Source organism: Pseudomonas sp. NUPR-001 (assembly GCF_052147955.1).
GTDB lineage: Bacteria > Pseudomonadota > Gammaproteobacteria > Pseudomonadales > Pseudomonadaceae > Aquipseudomonas.
This window is the reverse complement of sequence record NZ_CP197353.1, coordinates 919,174-937,224: the sequence shown is the minus strand read 5'-3', so window position 1 is coordinate 937,224 and position 18,051 is coordinate 919,174. Positions and strand designations below refer to the sequence as shown.

General features: G+C 59.9%; 19 protein-coding genes and 4 tRNA genes. 10 read left to right on the top strand and 13 right to left on the bottom strand.

The genetic code is table 11. The features are described 5' to 3' along the window. Positions 1-19: 19 nt before the first annotated feature. The 7 genes from ACP6KB_RS04390 to ACP6KB_RS04360 all read left to right on the top strand — a co-directional run bounded on the left by ACP6KB_RS04390 (position 20) and on the right by ACP6KB_RS04360 (position 6,692). Positions 20-2,440, top strand: a complete 2,421-nt coding sequence (locus ACP6KB_RS04390; RefSeq protein WP_442112212.1) for a DUF2235 domain-containing protein — start codon at positions 20-22, stop codon at positions 2,438-2,440. 21 nt (positions 2,441-2,461) lie between these two features. After that, on the top strand, positions 2,462-3,487 hold the full coding sequence (locus ACP6KB_RS04385) for an MBL fold metallo-hydrolase (RefSeq protein WP_442112211.1): 1,026 nt from the start codon (positions 2,462-2,464) through the stop codon (positions 3,485-3,487). 18 nt (positions 3,488-3,505) lie between these two features. Continuing rightward, positions 3,506-3,904, top strand: coding sequence for a hypothetical protein (locus ACP6KB_RS04380; RefSeq protein WP_442112210.1), 399 nt, complete (start codon positions 3,506-3,508; stop codon positions 3,902-3,904). Continuing rightward, positions 3,901-4,296 (top strand): hypothetical protein, encoded by a 396-nt coding sequence (locus tag ACP6KB_RS04375; RefSeq protein WP_442112209.1) that lies wholly within the window; start codon positions 3,901-3,903, stop codon positions 4,294-4,296. The genes ACP6KB_RS04380 and ACP6KB_RS04375 overlap by 4 nt, the downstream gene beginning before the upstream one ends. A gap of 45 nt (positions 4,297-4,341) precedes the next feature. Continuing rightward, entirely contained in the window at positions 4,342-4,971 is a 630-nt protein-coding gene (locus ACP6KB_RS04370) for a DUF1780 domain-containing protein (RefSeq protein WP_442112208.1), read from the top strand. A gap of 167 nt (positions 4,972-5,138) precedes the next feature. After that, positions 5,139-5,312: a DUF3094 family protein gene (locus ACP6KB_RS04365; RefSeq protein ID WP_133216309.1), complete on the top strand. Its 174-nt coding sequence runs from the start codon at positions 5,139-5,141 to the stop codon at positions 5,310-5,312. 84 nt (positions 5,313-5,396) lie between these two features. Further along, complete coding sequence (locus ACP6KB_RS04360) at positions 5,397-6,692, top strand: NAD(P)/FAD-dependent oxidoreductase (RefSeq protein ID WP_442112207.1); 1,296 nt, start codon at positions 5,397-5,399, stop codon at positions 6,690-6,692. Positions 6,693-6,838: 146 nt separating this feature from the next. Here the strand turns inward: ACP6KB_RS04360 and ACP6KB_RS04355 are convergent. The 7 genes from ACP6KB_RS04355 to rluD all read right to left on the bottom strand — a co-directional run bounded on the left by ACP6KB_RS04355 (position 6,839) and on the right by rluD (position 11,939). Continuing rightward, a tRNA-Pro gene (locus tag ACP6KB_RS04355) sits at positions 6,839-6,915 on the bottom strand. A gap of 101 nt (positions 6,916-7,016) precedes the next feature. Beyond that, a tRNA-Lys gene (locus ACP6KB_RS04350) sits at positions 7,017-7,092 on the bottom strand. Between the two features lie 5 nt (positions 7,093-7,097). Continuing rightward, positions 7,098-7,174, bottom strand: a tRNA-Pro gene (locus tag ACP6KB_RS04345). Between the two features lie 4 nt (positions 7,175-7,178). Beyond that, positions 7,179-7,254, bottom strand: a tRNA-Asn gene (locus ACP6KB_RS04340). A 296-nt stretch (positions 7,255-7,550) separates the two neighbouring features. Then, entirely contained in the window at positions 7,551-10,115 is a 2,565-nt protein-coding gene (gene clpB / locus ACP6KB_RS04335; RefSeq protein ID WP_442112206.1) for an ATP-dependent chaperone ClpB, read from the bottom strand. A gap of 124 nt (positions 10,116-10,239) precedes the next feature. Further along, on the bottom strand, positions 10,240-10,980 hold the full coding sequence (pgeF, locus tag ACP6KB_RS04330) for a peptidoglycan editing factor PgeF (protein WP_442112205.1): 741 nt from the start codon (positions 10,978-10,980) through the stop codon (positions 10,240-10,242). Next, positions 10,977-11,939 carry a 23S rRNA pseudouridine(1911/1915/1917) synthase RluD gene (gene rluD / locus ACP6KB_RS04325; protein WP_038606900.1) on the bottom strand — a complete coding sequence of 321 codons (963 nt, stop codon included), beginning with the start codon at positions 11,937-11,939 and terminating at the stop codon, positions 10,977-10,979. Before rluD ends, pgeF begins: the two co-directional genes overlap by 4 nt. Before the next feature lie 150 nt (positions 11,940-12,089). Between rluD and ACP6KB_RS04320 the strand changes: the two genes are divergently transcribed. Continuing rightward, the gene (locus ACP6KB_RS04320) at positions 12,090-13,106 is read left to right on the top strand and encodes an outer membrane protein assembly factor BamD (protein ID WP_442112204.1); all 1,017 of its coding nucleotides are present in this window, start codon (positions 12,090-12,092) and stop codon (positions 13,104-13,106) included. A 93-nt stretch (positions 13,107-13,199) separates the two neighbouring features. Further along, positions 13,200-13,430, top strand: a complete 231-nt coding sequence (locus ACP6KB_RS04315) for a PP0621 family protein (RefSeq protein WP_442112203.1) — start codon at positions 13,200-13,202, stop codon at positions 13,428-13,430. Between the two features lie 84 nt (positions 13,431-13,514). Here ACP6KB_RS04315 and thiO read toward each other — a convergent pair whose 3' ends face one another. Genes thiO through ACP6KB_RS04290 form a run of 5 tightly spaced genes read right to left on the bottom strand, consistent with a single transcriptional unit; the run spans position 13,515 to position 16,479 of the window. Continuing rightward, positions 13,515-14,618 carry a glycine oxidase ThiO gene (gene thiO, locus ACP6KB_RS04310; protein ID WP_442112202.1) on the bottom strand — a complete coding sequence of 368 codons (1,104 nt, stop codon included), beginning with the start codon at positions 14,616-14,618 and terminating at the stop codon, positions 13,515-13,517. 37 nt (positions 14,619-14,655) lie between these two features. Next, on the bottom strand, positions 14,656-15,063 hold the full coding sequence (locus ACP6KB_RS04305; protein WP_442112201.1) for a type IV pilin protein: 408 nt from the start codon (positions 15,061-15,063) through the stop codon (positions 14,656-14,658). An 11-nt stretch (positions 15,064-15,074) separates the two neighbouring features. Next, positions 15,075-15,596 carry a pilus assembly PilX family protein gene (locus ACP6KB_RS04300; RefSeq protein WP_442112200.1) on the bottom strand — a complete coding sequence of 174 codons (522 nt, stop codon included), beginning with the start codon at positions 15,594-15,596 and terminating at the stop codon, positions 15,075-15,077. Further along, a complete protein-coding gene (locus tag ACP6KB_RS04295; protein WP_442112199.1) occupies positions 15,593-16,264 on the bottom strand; it encodes a hypothetical protein in 672 nt (223 codons plus the stop codon). The genes ACP6KB_RS04300 and ACP6KB_RS04295 overlap by 4 nt, the downstream gene beginning before the upstream one ends. Further along, positions 16,261-16,479, bottom strand: coding sequence for a type IV pilus modification PilV family protein (locus tag ACP6KB_RS04290; protein WP_442112198.1), 219 nt, complete (start codon positions 16,477-16,479; stop codon positions 16,261-16,263). Before ACP6KB_RS04290 ends, ACP6KB_RS04295 begins: the two co-directional genes overlap by 4 nt. 108 nt (positions 16,480-16,587) lie before the next feature. Here ACP6KB_RS04290 and ACP6KB_RS04285 point away from each other — a divergent pair, with 108 nt between their 5' ends. Beyond that, complete coding sequence (locus ACP6KB_RS04285; RefSeq protein ID WP_442112197.1) at positions 16,588-17,103, top strand: GspH/FimT family protein; 516 nt, start codon at positions 16,588-16,590, stop codon at positions 17,101-17,103. Here the strand turns inward: ACP6KB_RS04285 and ispH are convergent. After that, positions 17,092-18,039: a 4-hydroxy-3-methylbut-2-enyl diphosphate reductase gene (gene ispH / locus ACP6KB_RS04280; RefSeq protein ID WP_442112196.1), complete on the bottom strand. Its 948-nt coding sequence runs from the start codon at positions 18,037-18,039 to the stop codon at positions 17,092-17,094. The genes ACP6KB_RS04285 and ispH overlap by 12 nt on opposite strands. Positions 18,040-18,051: the final 12 nt, after the last annotated feature.

Here is an 18,051-nt window from a genome sequence, read left to right as displayed (position 1 = left end):
CCTTTGCAAGGAGTTGGTCATGCCCAAGCATCTTGTGCTGTTTTCAGACGGTACCGGCAACAGCGCCGGGAAACTGTTCAAGACCAATGTCTGGCGGCTGTACCAGGCAGTCGATCTCAGCGACCCAGCCAATCCGCAACAACCCAGGCAGTTCGCCTTCTACGATGACGGTGTCGGCACCTCGGCGTTCAAGCCGCTGGCGCTGGCGGGCGGTGGTTTTGGTGTCGGGCTGGCGCGCAATGTCATCGACCTGTACCTGTTCCTCTGCCGAATGTATACGCCGGGCGACAAGATCTACGTGTTCGGCTTCAGCCGCGGTGCGTTTACCGTCAGGGTGTTGATCGGCCTGATCATGACCCAAGGCCTGCTGCGCTATCGCGGCAGCGAGAGCGACCTTGAGCGTCTGGCCTGGGACGCCTATCGCGCCTTTCGCCGTGAGCGCTTCCCCAGCCACTGGGGGATAAAACTACTCAGGGACTTGCGCGACCGCTTCCTTGCAGTCAAGGATCTAGTCCGTGGCAATACCCCTTACCGTGAGGCCGAACGTATTGGCCTGCCAGACTCTGACGCGCCGATAGAAGTCGAATTCCTTGGCTTGTGGGACACCGTTGATGCTTACGGCTTGCCGGTGGATCAACTCACGCGCGCCATCGATAAGTTCATCTGGCCGCTGACCATGCGCGATTACAACCTCAGCCCCAGGGTTCGCCACGCGCGCCATGCACTGGCGCTGGATGACGAGCGCAATGCCTTTTACCCACGCTTGTGGAACGAAGCGCCCGACCCGCAATACCCCGAGCAGGGCGTGCCGAATGCCAACCGGCGCAGCCGCCACATTGACGGTGAACGCATCAGCCAGGTGTGGTTTTGCGGTATGCACGCCAACGTTGGTGGCGGCTACGCCGACGACAGCCTGTCTTATGTGCCGTTGCAGTGGATCATGAGCGAGGCCGACAAACACGGTTTGCGCCTGGAACCCTCGATCTGGAACGAACTGATCGCCCTGTCGGACGAGAACGGCAAGCTCTATGACTCGCGCCACGGTATCGCCAGTTACTACTGCTACAACCCGCGGCGCATCGACCGGCTCAATCGCACCGATATGGTCAGGGTACCCAGGACCAAGGTGCATGAAAGCGTGTTGCGGCGCATCAGGGTCGATCCCGACGGCTACGCGCCGATTAGCCTGCCGCCGAATTTTTCCGTGGTACGCATCGACGGCAGCATCTGCAATGTCGAGCAATACCTGACGCAGATGGATGCCAGGCAAGGCAATGTCCATCCAGATGGCGTACCCAGGCGCTGGATGAAGGGCTTCAGGGCGGCCCGCGAAGATGTTTACAACACCGTGTGGCGGCGCCGTGTTGCGTACTTTCTGACACTGTTCGTGTCGTTGGCGCTGGTGGCCATGCCGCTGTTTGCGCCTGCACGGGGCAGTTGTCAGGAAACCCTGTGCATGCTGAGCAAACCTGTGCGCCTGCTCGATTATGTGCTGCCTGCATTCGCCAGTACCTGGACGGCCTCTTTTGCCAGCAACCCGAATGTGTTTTTGCCGCTGCTGTTGGCGCTGTTGATCTGCATGGCCTGGGGTAAGCGCCTGGACACGATGATCCGGGACAAGATGCGCCGGGTCTGGTACGGCATTGCACCACTCAAACCCAGCTCAGTAGCCGCGATGCCAGCGCTGAAAAAACCTACGCTGCGCGACCGGGCCATCCATCAGTTACGCACGCATGCGGCCTACAAGGCGTTCATGTATTTCCTTGGCTATCAGCTGCTGCCCTTTGTGTTTGTACTGGCCATTCTGGCCGGTGGCATGATGCTGCTGGGCCAGCCGCTGTTCGCCTGGGGCGCTTCGTCAAGCGACCTGTGCCAGGCGCAAGGTGGTAGCGACAACGGGCAGACCACCTTCTGGTTCGACACCCGTGACCCTTGCGCCTATTCCGGCCTGCAGGTGCACAAGGGCCACACCTATCAGGTCACCCTGCAAGTACCCGAGCAATGGCGCTGGAGCGATAAAAACACGCCAGCCAATCCGGGCGGCTACGAATGCCCGCTCAAGTTCCCCACCTCGTGGGCCATCGCAATCTCAGGCCCGACACGCCGGCACACTGACCAGCCGTGGTTCCTGACCATGGTGCAAGTCGGCGCCAACGACAGCAACAGCTATGCACTTGCAATCAGGCCGCCCCCCGCTCTGCCGCCGGAGCTTTGCGAAAATGGCGGGCCAACCATCACAAAATGGCCCAAGGCTTGGCGCTGCCCGCCTGACGCAGTACCCGTCGAAGGTGGCCGGGTGTTCAGCAGCAGCTTTACCGCACAGGCGGATGGCCCGCTGTTCTTTTACGTCAATGAATCGGTGAACTGGCCGTTTTTTACCACCTACCTGTACGGCAACAACCAGGGCTGCGCACGCGTCACGGTGAGCGAATCGCGTTGAATAGGCGTCGGAGGAACTGCAATGCGCTGGATGTTCATGGTGCTGGTACTGATCACGACCGGGTGCGCCCAGGACCTGAGCGAACTTGGCTCGATTAAACCAGCGGATCAGCAAAATCTGGCCAAGCCTAAGCTGGAGTTCTTTGGCGTGGCCGGGTTTGTGCTGCGCTGGCGTGATGAAGCGGTGGTGTTTGATCCGTTCTTCAGCCGCCCTTCACTGCTGCAACTGTTCTGGCTAAGGCCCGATATCCAGCAGATCGACGAAAGGATGCCGAACATCCCGGAAGCAACCATGCTGCTGGTCGGCCACGCCCACTACGATCACCTGCTCGATGTGGCCTGGGTGATGAACCATAAAACGCCCAACGCCACCTTCTATGGTTCCCGTACCGCCGGGCACATCCTACGAGCCGAAGTGCCGGCTACGCGCAAGTTCGAAGACGCCGAGGCGAAAATGGCCTGGCTACCCGGCCCCAACGGCCCGCGCCCGGTTGCCCGTGACAACGGCTGGTTCACCTCAAGCAAAGGCGCCATCCGCGCCATGCCGATCCAGAGCAGTCATGCCCCGAATGTCACCGGTGTGGACTTGATGGGCGGCAGCTACAGCCAAGACCTGAAGGCATTGCCCAAGGCCTTTTGGAACTGGAAGGAAGGCCAGACCCTGGCCTGGCTGGTGGACCTGCTGGATGAAAGCGGTAAAACCGCATATCGCATCCACTTTCAGGACAGCTCAAGCGATGCACCTTACGGTTTCCCTCCCGATTTGGGTGATAAGCGACGCATCGATGTCGCCATCTTGCCAGTGGCATCGTGGGTCAACGTGAAAAAATATCCACAGGCGCTGATCGCACTGACTCAACCGCGGCTGGTGGTGCTGTGTCACTGGGAAGATTTCTTTGGCGGCGAACTGGACGATCCCAAAGTGTTACGCGGCGAGAAAGACGAACCGGCGATGTACCGGATTGTGCGCACCACCCTGCCAAAGGATTCAGAGATTGTGATGCCCATGCCGTTTAGTGAAATCGCCCTGCCGACGGTAAACAAATAATGCCAGGAGGGATACACCATGACTGACTTACCCAGCATTCTCAAAGAAGTTCTCGACAGCTCCACCGTGCTTTCCGGCTGGGCGGTGGCAATCGGCGGAGCCACAGTGGCCGTCATCATTGGTACGTCGCACAACCGGCCTGACAGCTGGCCCCTCCGATTGCTTTACCTGTTGTTCTTACCCGGCTGGGCTGGTCTTGCCTACTCCATTTATCTGGGAAATCAGCTAGTCGGTAGTTACCTGGCAACACGCTTCAACCCCAGCTCCATCGATGTTATTTCCGAGCTGATCAACAATTTGTATGCCGATCAACGTTCCTACTTGCTGTGGTCACTGGCTTTTTTTGCCATCTGGCTCACCGGGTACACCCTGGCCTGGATATTTCTCACAAAGCTGCGTGCAGGAGACAAGCAATGAAAATACTGCCCTGGACACTTCTGGGCCTCGGCCTTTTGAACTCACATGCCCAAGCCGACTGTTACTGCTTGTCCTACCCCTTCGAACCAGCCCCGCCCTGCTATATGGAGTGCACCAAAAACATCGTTGATAACAACGGCAAGGACGTCGACAAAATCCAGAACTTACCGACCGGGGTGCGCAGCAATCTGCAGATCCTGATCGAAAGAAAACAAAGCGCTCAAGCGATCAACTTTAACGCCATCACCAATGAGTACAACCTGGGAAAAGTAGCGTCCAAAGTGCAAAGACAAGAAAGCCTGGAAATTCAGAAACCAACTGGTACGCAGTTTGATCGTCAACGAACACAGCAAATCTACCGCGCGCCAACTGGCCCAGCAGAAGGCATGTAAGCGACTTTGTTCATGCAGACACAATTGAACGCTAAGCTTGTCCCCATGGACGACTCAGATTACCTGCGCCTGCTTACCATTCAGGCCGAACAAGCCAATGCGTTTCTCTCCAATGCCCGCAAGTGGGAACGCGAGCGTTGGGTTTGCCAGCGCCTGTTGCAAGGCTTGAACATTCCTTACCGTAGCGAGGACTTCACCCCCGCCGGGCAAGAGCCGCCTGACGTATTGTTTCGCGATGCGGCCTTTGAGGTGTTTTTCGTCCTCGACGAAGGCCGCCGCCTTAACGACGAATGGCGCGAAGAGTTGCAGCGGCGACGCAGTGCCTTTTCGTTGAGCCAGTTGGTGCGCCGCGAGGCCCGGCCACGGCGGATCAGCGCTCAGGAATTGTTACAGCGTTTGGCGCCGACCTTGCGCAAGAAGTCCCATAACTATCAGGAACGCGGCCTTGACCTGAGCGAGTTGGATATCATCGCCTTCGCCAGCCTCAAGCGCGAAGTGCTCGATCTGAACAGCCACTTTCCACCGCCCACCGAATACCTGCGCCAGGGCTGGCGTTCGCTTTCGCTAGTGGGGCCAACCTTCGCCAGGGTGCTGTTCGCCCACCCCGATGCACCCGACTTTCTGCGCAGCAACCTGGGGCGCAGCATTGTTTTCGATGTTGGAATCAGCCTCTGAGCTGGCCCCCTGCCAACGCGTAATGGCATAAATTGCCCGGCGGTGATACAAAGCGCAATCATTCGTCATCACGACCGTGCGTGACTGCACGATGGGGCTTGCGTAAACAACTACAGTGAACCCTGTAGCGTCCCTTCAGTCACAAGCGTCTACCTGACGAGGCCCTCATGACCAGCCGCCTGAATCCCGAAGACCAACGTCGTGTCGATCAATACCTGCAAGCACCCCAACATCAAGTCGAGCGCAAGCCTTTTCGGCCGTGGCTGCTCCTTTGGATGGTGGTGCTCGTGACCGTTGGCCTGGGCCTGTTGAGCCGCCTCCTGAGTAACCTGGTGCTATGAGCTGCCTAGCGCTCGCCCAAACCGCCCGCCCTGAGCGGCCGATGACTCACGACCAGAATTCCGTAAACCTTATGAGATATCTCCATGACTCACCGTATCGTGATTGTCGGCGGCGGCGCTGGCGGCCTGGAACTGGCGACCCGCCTGGGTAAAACCCTGGGCAAAAAAGGCAGCGCCAGCATCACCCTGGTCGATGCCAACCTGACTCACATCTGGAAACCCCTGCTGCACGAAGTGGCCGCAGGCTCGCTGAACTCCTCGGAAGACGAACTGAACTACGTGGCTCAGGCCAAGTGGAATCACTTCCAGTTCCAACTCGGCCGCATGAGTGGCCTGGACCGCGAGGGCAAACAGATCCAGCTGGCCGCTACCCTCGATGAAGAGGGCCGCGAGCTGCTGCCTGCGCGCACGCTGGGCTACGACACGCTGGTGATTGCTGTAGGCAGTAACACCAACGATTTCGGCACCCTCGGCGCGGCCCAGCACTGCCTGTTCCTCGATACCCGCAAGCAGGCAGAGCGCTTCCATCAGCAACTGCTCAACCACTACCTGCGCGCCCATGCCGGAGATCAGGCCAACGAAACCATCAGCGTGGCGATTGTCGGTGCCGGTGCCACGGGCGTGGAACTGGCTGCCGAACTGCACCACGCCGCGCACGAACTGGCCGCCTATGGCCTGGATCGCATCCAGCCCAAGGACATGCACATTACCCTGATCGAAGCAGGCCCGCGGGTGCTGCCGGCGCTGCCTGAGCGCATCAGCGTGCCGGTGCACCAGACCCTGGAAAAACTCGGCGTTACGGTGATGACCAATGCCTCGGTCAGTGAAGTGACGGCAACCGAGCTGAAAACCAGCAATGGCGATGTGATCCCGGCGAGCCTCAAAGTCTGGGCGGCGGGTATTCGTGCACCAGGCTTCCTCAAGGACATCGATGGCCTGGAAACCAACCGGATCAATCAGTTGGTGGTGCGCCCTACCCTGCAGACCACCCTGGATGACGATATCTTTGCCTTTGGCGACTGCGCCGCTTGCCCGCAGCCGGGTAGCGACCGCAACGTGCCGCCACGGGCCCAGGCGGCTCACCAGCAGGCCTCGATGCTGGCCAAGTCGTTGAAGGCGCGCCTGGAGGGCAAGCCGTTGCCAACCTACGCCTACCGCGACTACGGCTCGCTGGTATCGCTGTCGCGGTTCTCGGCGGTGGGTAACCTGATGGGCAACCTGACCGGTAGCGTGATGCTTGAAGGCTGGTTGGCGCGGATGTTCTACGTGTCGCTGTACCGCATGCACCAGATGGCGCTATATGGCACGTTCCGTACGTTGATGTTGATGCTGGGTAGCCGGATTGGTCGCGGTACCGAACCACGCCTGAAGCTGCACTAACGCCTACACACCGGTAGGAGCGGGCTTGCCCCGCGATCGCGGTTTGCCTGACACACCGCGTTCGCGGGGCAAGCCCGCTCCTACAGCGGAGGTAATGCAGAAACGAAAAAAGGGCACCTTTTGCAAGGTGCCCTTTTTTCTGAATATGGTCGGGGTGAGGGGATTCGAACTCCTGACATCCTGCTCCCAAAGCAGGCGCGCTACCGGACTGCGCTACACCCCGGTAAAAAAAAAGCACCCGTTACGGCGCCTTTTTTTCGTTGACCAGCCGCTAATGGCGAACTGATCTTTTAAGATCCAAATCCAGCGAACCGGACTCGAAAATGGTGGGTCGTGTAGGATTCGAACCTACGACCAATTGGTTAAAAGCCAACTGCTCTACCAACTGAGCTAACGACCCAAATATGGTCGGGGTGAGGGGATTCGAACTCCTGACATCCTGCTCCCAAAGCAGGCGCGCTACCGGACTGCGCTACACCCCGAAATTGGCTCCGCGACCTGGACTCGAACCAGGGACCCAATGATTAACAGTCATTTGCTCTACCGACTGAGCTATCGCGGAACTACAAACTTCGTTACAGCAATTTCGAAAACTGTATCTCTACCGCTTCGAACTCTTCGACCTTGTGCATCGCTGCGTTCATGTCTCTGAGGCGCGCTATTCTACAACCTTCAAAACCCTTGTCAACCCCTAATTTGCATTCAACTTACTGATTTGCAACTTTTTTTCAGATTCCCGATTTTGCTGGGAAGCTGCGGGGTGACATACAGCGGGGCGCACTTTACAAGCACTGGAGAAAAAATGCAAAGAAAAAAAAGGCCTCGAATATCGAGGCCTTGATTTAACCCTATGAAAGGTCAGGCGAAGACGATTTCCTCGCCCTCGACCTTGGCAGTAATTACTGTGCCCGGCAAGAACTTGCCCGCCAGAATCAGCTGCGCCAACGGGTTTTCGATCCAGCGCTGAATTGCCCGTTTCAGTGGCCGTGCGCCGTAGACCGGGTCGTAGCCAACCGCAATCAGTTTATCCAGCGCCTCGTCGCTCAGCTCCAGGCTCAGGTCGCGCTCAGCCAGACGGCTACGCAGACGGCCCAACTGGATCTTGGTGATGCCGGCAATCTGATCGCGTCCCAGCGGCTCGAACACCACGACTTCATCGATACGGTTGATGAACTCGGGGCGGAAATGCGAGCCCACTGCGTCCATCACTGCCGCCCGTTGCGCTTCACGATCACCCACCAGGTCCTGGATCTGTGCCGACCCCAGGTTGGAGGTCATCACGATCACGGTATTGCGGAAGTCCACCGTGCGTCCGTGGCTGTCGGTCAGGCGACCGTCTTCCAGTACCTGCAGCAGCACGTTGAAGACATCCGGGTGCGCCTTCTCGACTTCATCGAGCAGCACTACAGCATAAGGCTTACGGCGTACCGCTTCAGTCAGGTAACCGCCCTCTTCATAGCCGACATAGCCTGGTGGAGCACCGATCAGCCGTGCCACGGAATGTTTCTCCATGAACTCGGACATGTCGATACGCACCATCGCCTCTTCGGTGTCGAACAGGAACTCGGCCAGGGCTTTGCACAGCTCGGTTTTACCCACCCCGGTCGGGCCGAGGAACAGGAACGAGCCGCTAGGCCGGTTCGGGTCCGACAACCCAGCGCGCGAACGGCGTACGGCGTTGGAGACCGCGACAACGGCTTCTTCCTGACCAATCACGCGCTCGTGCAGCAGGCTTTCCATTTTCAGCAGTTTTTCCCGCTCGCCTTCCAGCATCTTGGCCACAGGAATACCGGTCCATTTGGACACGACTTCGGCAATCTCTTCTTCCGTCACCTTGTTGCGCAGCAACTGGTTCTCGGCCTTGCCGTGCTGGTCAACCATCTGCAGGCTGCGCTCCAGATCCGGGATCACCCCGTACTGCAGCTCGGCCATGCGGCTGAGGTCGCCTTTACGTCGTGCGGTTTCCAGCTCCTGGCGGGCCTGTTCGATTTTCTGCTGGATCTGTGCCGAACCCTGTACTTCGGCTTTTTCCGAGGTCCAGACTTCTTCCAGATCAGCGTACTCACGCTCCAGCCGGGCAATTTCTTCGGTGAGCTTCTCCAGACGCTTGAGCGCCGCTTCGTCGTCTTCTTTCTTCAGCGCCTGGGATTCAACCTTCAGTTGAATCAGGCGGCGCTCCAGACGGTCGAGCACTTCAGGCTTGGAGTCGATCTCCATACGAATGCGGCTGGCCGCTTCGTCGATCAGGTCGATCGCCTTGTCCGGCAACTGCCGATCAGTGATGTAACGATGGCTGAGCTTGGCCGCGGCGATGATCGCGCCGTCGGTGATCGCCACCTTGTGGTGCACCTCATAACGCTCTTTGAGGCCACGCAGGATGGCAATGGTGTCTTCTTCGCTCGGCTCTTCTACCAGTACTTTCTGGAAGCGTCGCTCAAGGGCGGCATCTTTCTCGATGTACTGACGGTACTCGTTCAGCGTCGTTGCACCGACACAATGCAGCTCACCACGCGCCAGGGCGGGTTTGAGCATGTTGCCGGCATCCATGGAGCCTTCGCCCTTACCGGCGCCGACCATGGTGTGCAGTTCGTCGATGAACAGAATGATCTGCCCTTCCTGCTTGGACAGTTCATTGAGCAGTGCTTTAAGGCGCTCTTCGAACTCACCGCGGAACTTGGCACCGGCAATCAGCGCCCCCATGTCCAGCGACAGCAGACGCTTGCCTTTCAGGCCATCGGGCACTTCACCATTGATGATGCGCTGGGCCAGGCCTTCGGCGATGGCGGTTTTACCCACACCTGGCTCACCGATCAGCACCGGGTTGTTTTTGGTCCGGCGTTGCAACACCTGAATGGTGCGGCGGATTTCGTCGTCACGGCCGATGACTGGGTCAAGCTTGCCGTCTTCGGCACGCTTGGTCAGGTCGACGGTGTACTTGTCCAGGGCCTGACGCGACTCCTCGGCGTTCGGGTCGTTGACAGCTTCGCCACCGCGCAGGTTGCTGATGGCGTTTTCCAGGGCTTTTTTGGTGACACCCTGGCTGAGCAACAATTTGCCCAGTTTGCTGTTCTCGTCCATGGCGGCGAGCAACACCAGTTCGCTGGAGATAAACTGGTCGCCCTTCTGCTGGGCCAGACGGTCTGCCTGGTTGAGCAGACGCGCCAGATCCTGCGACATGTTCACGTCACCGGTCGGGTTCTGGATTTTCGGCAGTTGGTCGAGCTCTTTGCTCAGCGCTTTGCGCAGGCTGTTGACGTCAAAGCCGACCTGCATCAGCAGCGGCTTGATCGAGCCACCTTGCTGATCGATCAAGGCTTGCAACAGGTGCGCAGGCTCGATGGCGGGATGGTCCATACCAACGGCCAGGGATTGGGAATCGGATAAAGCTAACTGTAGCTTGCTGGTCAAACGGTCTATTCGCATAAGTTACCTTCCTTTATGGGCAGGCCGGAGCGATGGACACACCTGATGAAGATAAACCTGCCAGAGATACCCCATTAGATAAGGGTGATTCTGGAGGATTCAAGCTTAGCGGGGTTGATTCAGGTCAGCGTGGCGCCAGCCAGATCAATGAGGCGAAGCGCCCGCCTTGCGGGGTGCGCCGGTAAGAATAGAAGCGTGGGTCGCTGACGGTGCAGAAACCACCGCCATACACGGCCTGTACGCCGCGTGCAGCGAGGCGCAGGCGCGCCAGCTTATAGATGTCGGCCATCAGCTTATCGGCACGTACACCGGGGACGAAGGCTTGGGCAGTTTCCGGATGAACGGTCGTGAACGCATCGCGCACCTCCAGCCCAACCTCGAAGGCTTGCGGGCCAATTGCCGGGCCCAGCCATACCAATACCTCTTCCGGCGGCACAGCCAAACGGTCGAGGGTGGCTTCGATTACGCCGTTGGCCAAGCCGCGCCAGCCAGCATGAGCCGCCGCAACGCGAGTGCCGGCACGGTCGCAAAACAGCAATGGCAGGCAATCAGCGGTCATCACCGTACAGGCGATACCGGGCGTGGCGGTCCAACTGGCGTCGGCTTCGGCGATAACCGCCGGGTTGGCATCGGCCACTACCACACCATGCACCTGCTTGAGCCAGGCGGGCTGGATGTTGAACTCGGCTGTCAGGCGGCGGCGGTTCTCGGCGACCGCAGCGGGCTCATCACCCACGTGGTCACCAAGGTTGAAGCTTTCATAGGGCGGCAGGCTGACCCCGCCCTCTCGGGTGGTGACGCACGCGCGCACCGAGGCTGGCGCAGGCCAGTCCGGGGTCAGCAGCGCATGCGTCAGCTCACTCATCCGACGAACGCCTCACGGTCTTGCTTGAGCAGCGACAGCAGCCAGACAAAATCGTCCGGCAGCGACGACTCCCAGCCCATGCGCTCGCCGGTCACTGGGTGATCCAGCTCCAGGAAACGCGCATGCAGGGCCTGACGCGGGAAGGTCTTGAGCGCTTCGACCATGGTCTGGCTGGCTGCCGGTGGAATACGGAAGCGACCACCGTAGACCGGATCGCCGACCAGCGGGAAGTTCACATGGGCCATGTGCACGCGAATCTGGTGGGTACGCCCGGTTTCCAGCTTGACCCGCACATGCGTGTGCGAACGGAAACGCTCCAGCACGCGGTAGTGGCTGACCGCTGGCTTACCGCCCTCGGTGACCGCCATGCGCTGGCGCTGGCCACCGTGACGACCGATCGGCGCGTTGATCTTGCCGCCTGCCGTGACCACACCGATCACGATGCATTCATAGATGCGGCTGACGCTGCGGCTCTGCAACTGGGCAACCAGCTGGGTTTGCGCCTGGATGGTCTTGGCCACCACCATCAGACCAGTGGTGTCTTTGTCCAGCCGATGGACGATACCGGCACGCGGTACGTTGATGATGTCCGGCACGTGGTGCAGCAAGGCGTTGAGCAGGGTACCGTCGGCGTGACCGGCAGCCGGGTGCACGACAAGCCCGGCCGGCTTGTTGATCACCAGGATGTGGTCGTCTTCGTAGACGATATCCAGTTCGATATCCTGGGCCACCCACTCGCCCTGGGCTTCCTGCTCGGCCTCAAGGGCCAGCAGCGAGCCGCCATGGACGATATCGCGTGGACGCAGGACCGCGCCATCGACCGTCAGGCGCCCCTCCTTGATCCAGGTGGAAAGGCGCGAGCGCGAGTGCTCAGCGAACAATTGGGCGGCGACTTGGTCGAGGCGTTGCCCGCCCAATTCGGACGGCACCTCTGCGCTAAGTTGAATGATCTCGGACATGCTCGAATCAGCGGGCGGCACAGCCTTTGGTTTCGGCTGCACGCTTGTGGTTAAATACGACGTCTTTTGCCCCGCAAGTTTCATCGGGGTGCTCATCATAACAGGACGGCCACGCCCAAGACAGCGGCCGTCATAGGGACGCAAGCCGCCATGCAAGTGAAACACCTGCTGCTGATCGCCATCCTCGGACTGACCGCTGCTTGTTCTTCGAAGGAAGTCGTCGACGAAAACCTGAGCGAAGCCGAGCTGTACCAGCAGGCGCAGGCCGATCTGGACAACCATAGCTATACCAGCGCCACCAGCAAGCTCAAAGCGCTGGAATCGCGCTATCCGTTTGGTCGCTATGCCGATCAGGCACAGCTTGAGCTGATCTACGCGAACTACAAGAACGCCGAACCTGAAGCCGCCAAGTCGGCCGCCGAGCGTTTCATTCGTTTGCACCCTCAGCACCCGAACGTCGACTACGCCTACTACCTCAAGGGCTTGACCTCTTTCGACCAGGACCGTGGCCTGCTGGCGCGTTTCCTGCCGCTGGACATGACCAAGCGTGACCCGGGCGCTGCCCGCGACTCGTACAACGAGTTCGCCCAGCTGACCAGCCGCTTCCCTAACAGCCGTTACTCGCCAGACGCCAAACAGCGCATGATCTACCTGCGCAACCTGTTGGCGTCCTACGAGATCCACGTTGCCGACTATTACCTGAGCCGTCAGGCCTATGTCGCTGCGGCTAACCGTGGCCGTTATGTGGTAGAGAACTTCCAGGAAACCCCATCGGTCGGCGACGGCCTGGCGGTGATGACCGAGGCCTACATGCGCCTGCACCTGGACGAACTGGCGGCTACCAGCCTGGAAACCCTGAAACTCAACTACCCGGATCACCCGAGCCTGGTCGATGGTCAGTTCCAGCCTAAGCAGGATGAAGCCGACAACCGTTCGTGGCTGTCCAAGGCCACCCTGGGCCTGATCGAAACCGAAACGCCGCTGCCGCCGGGCGAAACCCGCGCCAACCAGGACGTGATCAAGCAGTACGAAGACGCCAAGGAAGCGATTCCGGCCGAACTACTGCCTAAAGACGGTGATGCCGTCGAAGAAGAGGAACACGAAGCGGAAGGCAACAACGACGACCGCTCCTGGTTCAGCTACATGACCTTTGGCGTGTTCGACTGATTACAACTGCAACAGATAAAGGGAGGCCCAGGCCTCCCTTTTTTTATGCCTGAGCCCTAGAATTGGAGCTCTACACTGACAAAGCTGGACACCATGGTTCGCCTACTTTTCTGGATCGCCCTGATTGCCGCTGCTTTCTGGCTGTGGCGCAAGTTCAAGGCCAGCAACGCAGCCTCCCCCGATAACAGCCTGGAAGACCCGTTGAAGATGGTGCGTTGCGCCCATTGCGGCGTGCACCTGCCCAATGACCGCGCCCTGCACCGGGGTAGCCAGTGGTATTGCAGCCAGGCGCACCTGGAACAAGGGCCTGGCGACAAACGCTGAGCGCTGGTTGGAGCGGGCTTGCCCCGCGATGCGATGTGACAGACAGATCGCAATCGCGGGGCAAGCCCGCTCCTACAGGCGTATCTATGCCTTCTCGAGTCGGCCTGCTGGCGCGTAGGGCTGCGGGTCGATGATTGGCTCTCGGCCCAGCAACAGGTCGGCAAACAACTGGCAGGAGGCCGGCGCCAGCACCAGGCCGTTGCGATAGTGCCCGCAGTTCAGCCACAAGCCTTGCCAGCCCGGCACTTCGCCGATGTACGGAATACCTTCAGGCGAGCCGGGGCGCAAACCAGCCCAATGCCCAACCGGCGTGGCGTTAGCCAGGGCCGGAAGCAGTTCGATGGCCGAAGCCTTGAGGCTCTCCAGCGCCTCTGCAGTCGGGGTTTTGTCGTAGCCGGCATGTTCCAGGGTACTGCCCACCAAAATATGCCCGTCACGCCGCGGGATGGCGTAACGCCCTTTGGCCAGCACCATGCTCGGCAGGAAATCTTCCGCGCACTTATACAGAATCATCTGCCCTTTCACCGGCTCAACCGGCAACTCCAGGCCCAGTGGACGCAGCAGGTCACCACTCCAGGCGCCAGCCGTCAGCACTACGTGGTCACCTTCAATGACCCCATCAGTGGTTTCGACACCGGTAATTCGCTCGCCCTGACGGCTGAAGCCGCTAATCTCACAGTGTTCGCGAATACTGACGTTCGGCATTACCTGCAAGGCTGCCTTGAGCGATTTGACCAAGCGCGGGTTACGCACATTGGCCACGCCCGCCATGTAGATGGCCCGCTGGAAGCCTGGGCCGATCACCGGCACGGCGTCATAAGCGGCAGCGATATCCACTGCGCTCAGTGGGCGCCCTTCCCGCTCGGCCCAGGCCAGGGCCTCGGCCTCATCGTCCAGATCCAGCCAGTACAGGCCGGTGGTATGCACTTCGGGGTCAACGCCGGTGCTGGCAAAAAGACGCTCACCCAGCTGTGGATAAAAGTCCTGCGACCAGTGCGCCAGCGCAGTCACCGCCGGGCTATAGCGCCAAGGATAGAGCGGTGAAACGATGCCGCCGCCAGCCCAGGACGACTCCTGCCCCAGCTCACCGCGATCACACAGCACCACCTGCTCGACCTCGGCGGCCAGGTTAAACGCCGTCAGCAGGCCGATTACGCCACCGCCGACTATTACTACTTGCTTGGTCATCTATCGATCCAACTTCTAAAGTAAATCGCGAAAGGCTTCAGCCACCCCAGCAACCATCAGTGAAATCCCCGGGACTGCCGGGATTGCCGCGCACGCCCGCCTGGTCAAGCGCATAGTCACCACAGACGTCGGCCATCATCAGGCCACCGGGCAGGCGTCGTGCCAACAGGGTGAATGACGTCGTGTCGCGCACCGCCTGCAAGCGGTAATGAGCGGTGCCAGCGGTCAAAGGCAACACCAGTTCGTCCGTGTCGCTGTACTGGCCCGCACGCGTGTAGTGGCGTTCAAGTTGCTGGGCAGTGGTTAGCAGCACACCAACGACTTCTGTGCGCGCCGCTTTTCGGACCTGGTCGCGGTAACTGGGGAAAGCAATGCTCGCCAGAATGCCGACCACAGCGATGACAATCAACAGTTCGATCAGGCTCAATCCTTTCTGCTTCTTCATGAGTTCAATCCTCAGTACCGCTGTCGCCAGAGAATACGCCGCGCCGGTGCTGGTTGTGGCCCAACCGGCTGGGCAAGCACACTCTCCAAGACACTACGGCCGGTGCCGCTTCGCCCGACCACAGTGACGCGATAGAGATTGACCTCCTGCCCCTGCGGCATATTTCTGGCCTGGCTGCTCTGCCCCAAAGGCTGAATGAGATAAAAGCCGCTGTCAGTTGCCTGCCAAAGCAAACCGGAACTGGCCCCTTTGCCTGAATAGACACCGCTGTGGATAACGAACCCGGCTTCCGGCGGCGGCAGGCAAAACCCGCAGCGCGGTAAACCCTGAACCGGCGCTTTCGCCTCTACCTGCTGTAGCAACTGCTGCGCCTGCTCGAACGCCTGCAGGCTGCTCAGCAGGTTACGCGTCATGCGTTCCTGCTGGGTCGCACTGCCCATCGCTGACATCCCCAGCAGCCCCAGCAACAGGACCAAGGTCAGGCTCACCAGCAATACCAGGCCGCGCTGCAAACCCCTGGCGCACAGCGTCATGAGCCAAATACCGGGTTACCCAGAGCGATGCTCATTCGGTAAGTCTGTGGCCTGACCCGTTGCTGCGGGTCGATCATGGTCAATTCCAGGCGCACAGCGGCGATGGCCAGATTGCTGTCCCTGAGCAGCTCGATCTGTAGATCACCAACGCCCTCGACCAATACACCATTGGCCGCAGCGCTACGCAGATGCAGTTCATTGGCGACCAGGCGATAGTGCTGGCGGCGCAGGGGCACGGCAAACTGTCCCGGTCCAGGCGCCATCACACCAGCATGCACGCTGGCCTGCGTCTGGCAATCGGTCACCAGGGTCCAGTCAGGTTCGCCAGTGGTGTGGGCGACATCGGCACTGATCAGGCTTAAGCGCTGTAAACGCCCATCCACACCACGCATTAGCCGCAGCGGCTGCGCAAAGGCCTCGCGAGCCGAGGGATCGTGAAAAACCATGGCATCGTCGCGCAAGCAGCCGAACATTGCGCTCATGCGAATGCTCTGGGCCAGGCGCTGCAAGGCCTGACGGGCATCCTCCTGCATATGTGCCGAGGCTGCTTGTGCCTGCCAGGACTGACTCGCTGCAACAAACAGGCGGGTGGCACCCAGTAACAACAGCAACCCCAGGCTCAGGGCCAGCAGCACCTCCAGCAGGCTGAAACCCATTTGTCTGCTCATGGCCGCTGCGCCTCATCGTTCAGCGCTGCGCCAGCACGGTTCAGCTCAAGCGTGCCGTATTCAACATAAGCCGACTGAGTGGTGTGCAACGCGCTTTCAGTCGTCTGCAGTGCCCTTACTTGCAAGCCAGCGGCCGCAAACAGTCCCAACCCCAGCACCGTCATTGCCACCAACACTTCAATCAACGTCATACCTTGTTGTTGCCCGCCATCCATGGCCAACCTCCCGCGACTTTTCAACAACCCTTTGCCAATCCGGCTGACTGGACGCCAGCGTCACGCGCTTCGAATCTATAGCGAAGCACTTCCAGGGAGGAATGCACGGTGAAGCAACAGGGCGTAACACTGATCCAGCTATTGCTCGCTTTGGCCCTGCTGGGGCTGCTGACACAGCTGGGTATTCCGGCCTACAACAACATGAGTGCCGGGCTACAGCGGCAGGCTGTGGCCAATGATCTGGCGCAGGCACTGCGTAGCGCGCGCAGCGAAGCACTGGCGCGCAATAGCACAGTGCGCCTGGAGGCACTGGAATCAGATTGGAGCAAAGGCTGGAGGATGCTGCTGGATGAGCACGACAGCGCGGAACTATTGCTTGAACGGCGCAACAACGGAAGAACGGTGATCGTTGGCAATCGACCGGTGGCCCGCCAAGTACGCTTCAGTGGCCTGGGTGTAGCGGTGCTGGAATCGGGTGGGTTTCAGGCCGGGACGTTGTATGTTTGCCAACGTCCCGAAGCACTGAGTCAGTACCGGGTGGTGCTGTCACGCAGCGGACGGGTCAGCCTGCGTGACGACTTGATCGAACAGCCGCTGTGCGCGGCTGCCGGGTCAGGTCAGTGAACGAACGCGCAATTCCTTGGGCATTGAGAAGGTGATGTTCTCTTCACGGCCATCGAGCTCTTCAGCGCCGGTAGCACCCCAGGCTCTGAGCTGCTCGATCACCCCGCGCACCAACACTTCCGGTGCCGAAGCACCTGCGGTGATACCGATGCGCTCGACACCGTCGAACCAGCTTTTCTGCAGGTCTTCGGCACCGTCGATCAGGTAGGCAGGGGTCGACATGCGCTCGGCCAGTTCGCGCAGGCGGTTGGAGTTGGAGCTGTTTGGGCTGCCGACAACCAGGACCACATCGCACTCGTTGGCCAATTGCTTGACCGCATCCTGACGGTTCTGGGTGGCATAGCAGATGTCATCTTTGCGCGGCCCGCCGATATTCGGGAAGCGCTTACGCAGAGCATCGATGACGCGGCTGGTGTCATCCATCGACAGGGTGGTCTGGGTAACGAACGCCAGTTTGTCCGGGTCATTGACCTGCAGCGTGGCGACATCGTCTTCGTCTTCGACCAGATAGATCGCGCCGCCATTGCTGGCGTCGTACTGACCCATGGTGCCTTCGACTTCCGGGTGGCCTTCGTGGCCGATCAGGATGCATTCGCGACCGTCGCGGCTGTAGCGCGCGACTTCGATATGCACCTTGGTCACCAGCGGGCAGGTGGCATCGAAGACCTTCAAGCCACGCCCGGCGGCTTCCTGGCGGACCGCCTGGGAAACGCCGTGGGCGCTGAAGATAACGATGACGTTATCCGGCACCTGATCCAGTTCTTCGACAAAAATGGCACCGCGGGCGCGCAGGTCTTCGACCACGAACTTGTTGTGCACCACTTCGTGACGCACATAGATCGGCGGGCCGAACACTTCCAGGGCGCGGTTGACGATCTCGATCGCCCGATCCACGCCCGCGCAGAAGCCACGGGGGTTGGCGAGTTTGATTTGCATGCTCGGCTCCAG

Excerpts from the sequence above, each read along its gene's own strand:
- ACP6KB_RS04385 (WP_442112211.1), top strand. The coding sequence starts at position 2,462 with ATGCGCTGGATGTTCATGGTGCTGGTACTGATCACGACCGGGTGCGCC.
- pgeF (WP_442112205.1), bottom strand. The coding sequence starts at position 10,980 with ATGAGTGAGCTGACGCATGCGCTGCTGACCCCGGACTGGCCTGCGCCA.
- ispH (WP_442112196.1), bottom strand. The coding sequence starts at position 18,039 with ATGCAAATCAAACTCGCCAACCCCCGTGGCTTCTGCGCGGGCGTGGAT.
- ACP6KB_RS04320 (WP_442112204.1), top strand. The coding sequence starts at position 12,090 with ATGCAAGTGAAACACCTGCTGCTGATCGCCATCCTCGGACTGACCGCT.
- ACP6KB_RS04370 (WP_442112208.1), top strand. The coding sequence starts at position 4,342 with ATGGACGACTCAGATTACCTGCGCCTGCTTACCATTCAGGCCGAACAA.
- ACP6KB_RS04300 (WP_442112200.1), bottom strand. The coding sequence starts at position 15,596 with ATGACGCTGTGCGCCAGGGGTTTGCAGCGCGGCCTGGTATTGCTGGTG.
- rluD (WP_038606900.1), bottom strand. The coding sequence starts at position 11,939 with ATGTCCGAGATCATTCAACTTAGCGCAGAGGTGCCGTCCGAATTGGGC.
- ACP6KB_RS04315 (WP_442112203.1), top strand. The coding sequence starts at position 13,200 with ATGGTTCGCCTACTTTTCTGGATCGCCCTGATTGCCGCTGCTTTCTGG.
- ACP6KB_RS04305 (WP_442112201.1), bottom strand. The coding sequence starts at position 15,063 with ATGAAGAAGCAGAAAGGATTGAGCCTGATCGAACTGTTGATTGTCATC.
- ACP6KB_RS04360 (WP_442112207.1), top strand. The coding sequence starts at position 5,397 with ATGACTCACCGTATCGTGATTGTCGGCGGCGGCGCTGGCGGCCTGGAA.
- clpB (WP_442112206.1), bottom strand. The coding sequence starts at position 10,115 with ATGCGAATAGACCGTTTGACCAGCAAGCTACAGTTAGCTTTATCCGAT.
- ACP6KB_RS04390 (WP_442112212.1), top strand. The coding sequence starts at position 20 with ATGCCCAAGCATCTTGTGCTGTTTTCAGACGGTACCGGCAACAGCGCC.
- ACP6KB_RS04290 (WP_442112198.1), bottom strand. The coding sequence starts at position 16,479 with ATGGATGGCGGGCAACAACAAGGTATGACGTTGATTGAAGTGTTGGTG.
- thiO (WP_442112202.1), bottom strand. The coding sequence starts at position 14,618 with ATGACCAAGCAAGTAGTAATAGTCGGCGGTGGCGTAATCGGCCTGCTG.
- ACP6KB_RS04375 (WP_442112209.1), top strand. The coding sequence starts at position 3,901 with ATGAAAATACTGCCCTGGACACTTCTGGGCCTCGGCCTTTTGAACTCA.
- ACP6KB_RS04295 (WP_442112199.1), bottom strand. The coding sequence starts at position 16,264 with ATGAGCAGACAAATGGGTTTCAGCCTGCTGGAGGTGCTGCTGGCCCTG.
- ACP6KB_RS04380 (WP_442112210.1), top strand. The coding sequence starts at position 3,506 with ATGACTGACTTACCCAGCATTCTCAAAGAAGTTCTCGACAGCTCCACC.
- ACP6KB_RS04365 (WP_133216309.1), top strand. The coding sequence starts at position 5,139 with ATGACCAGCCGCCTGAATCCCGAAGACCAACGTCGTGTCGATCAATAC.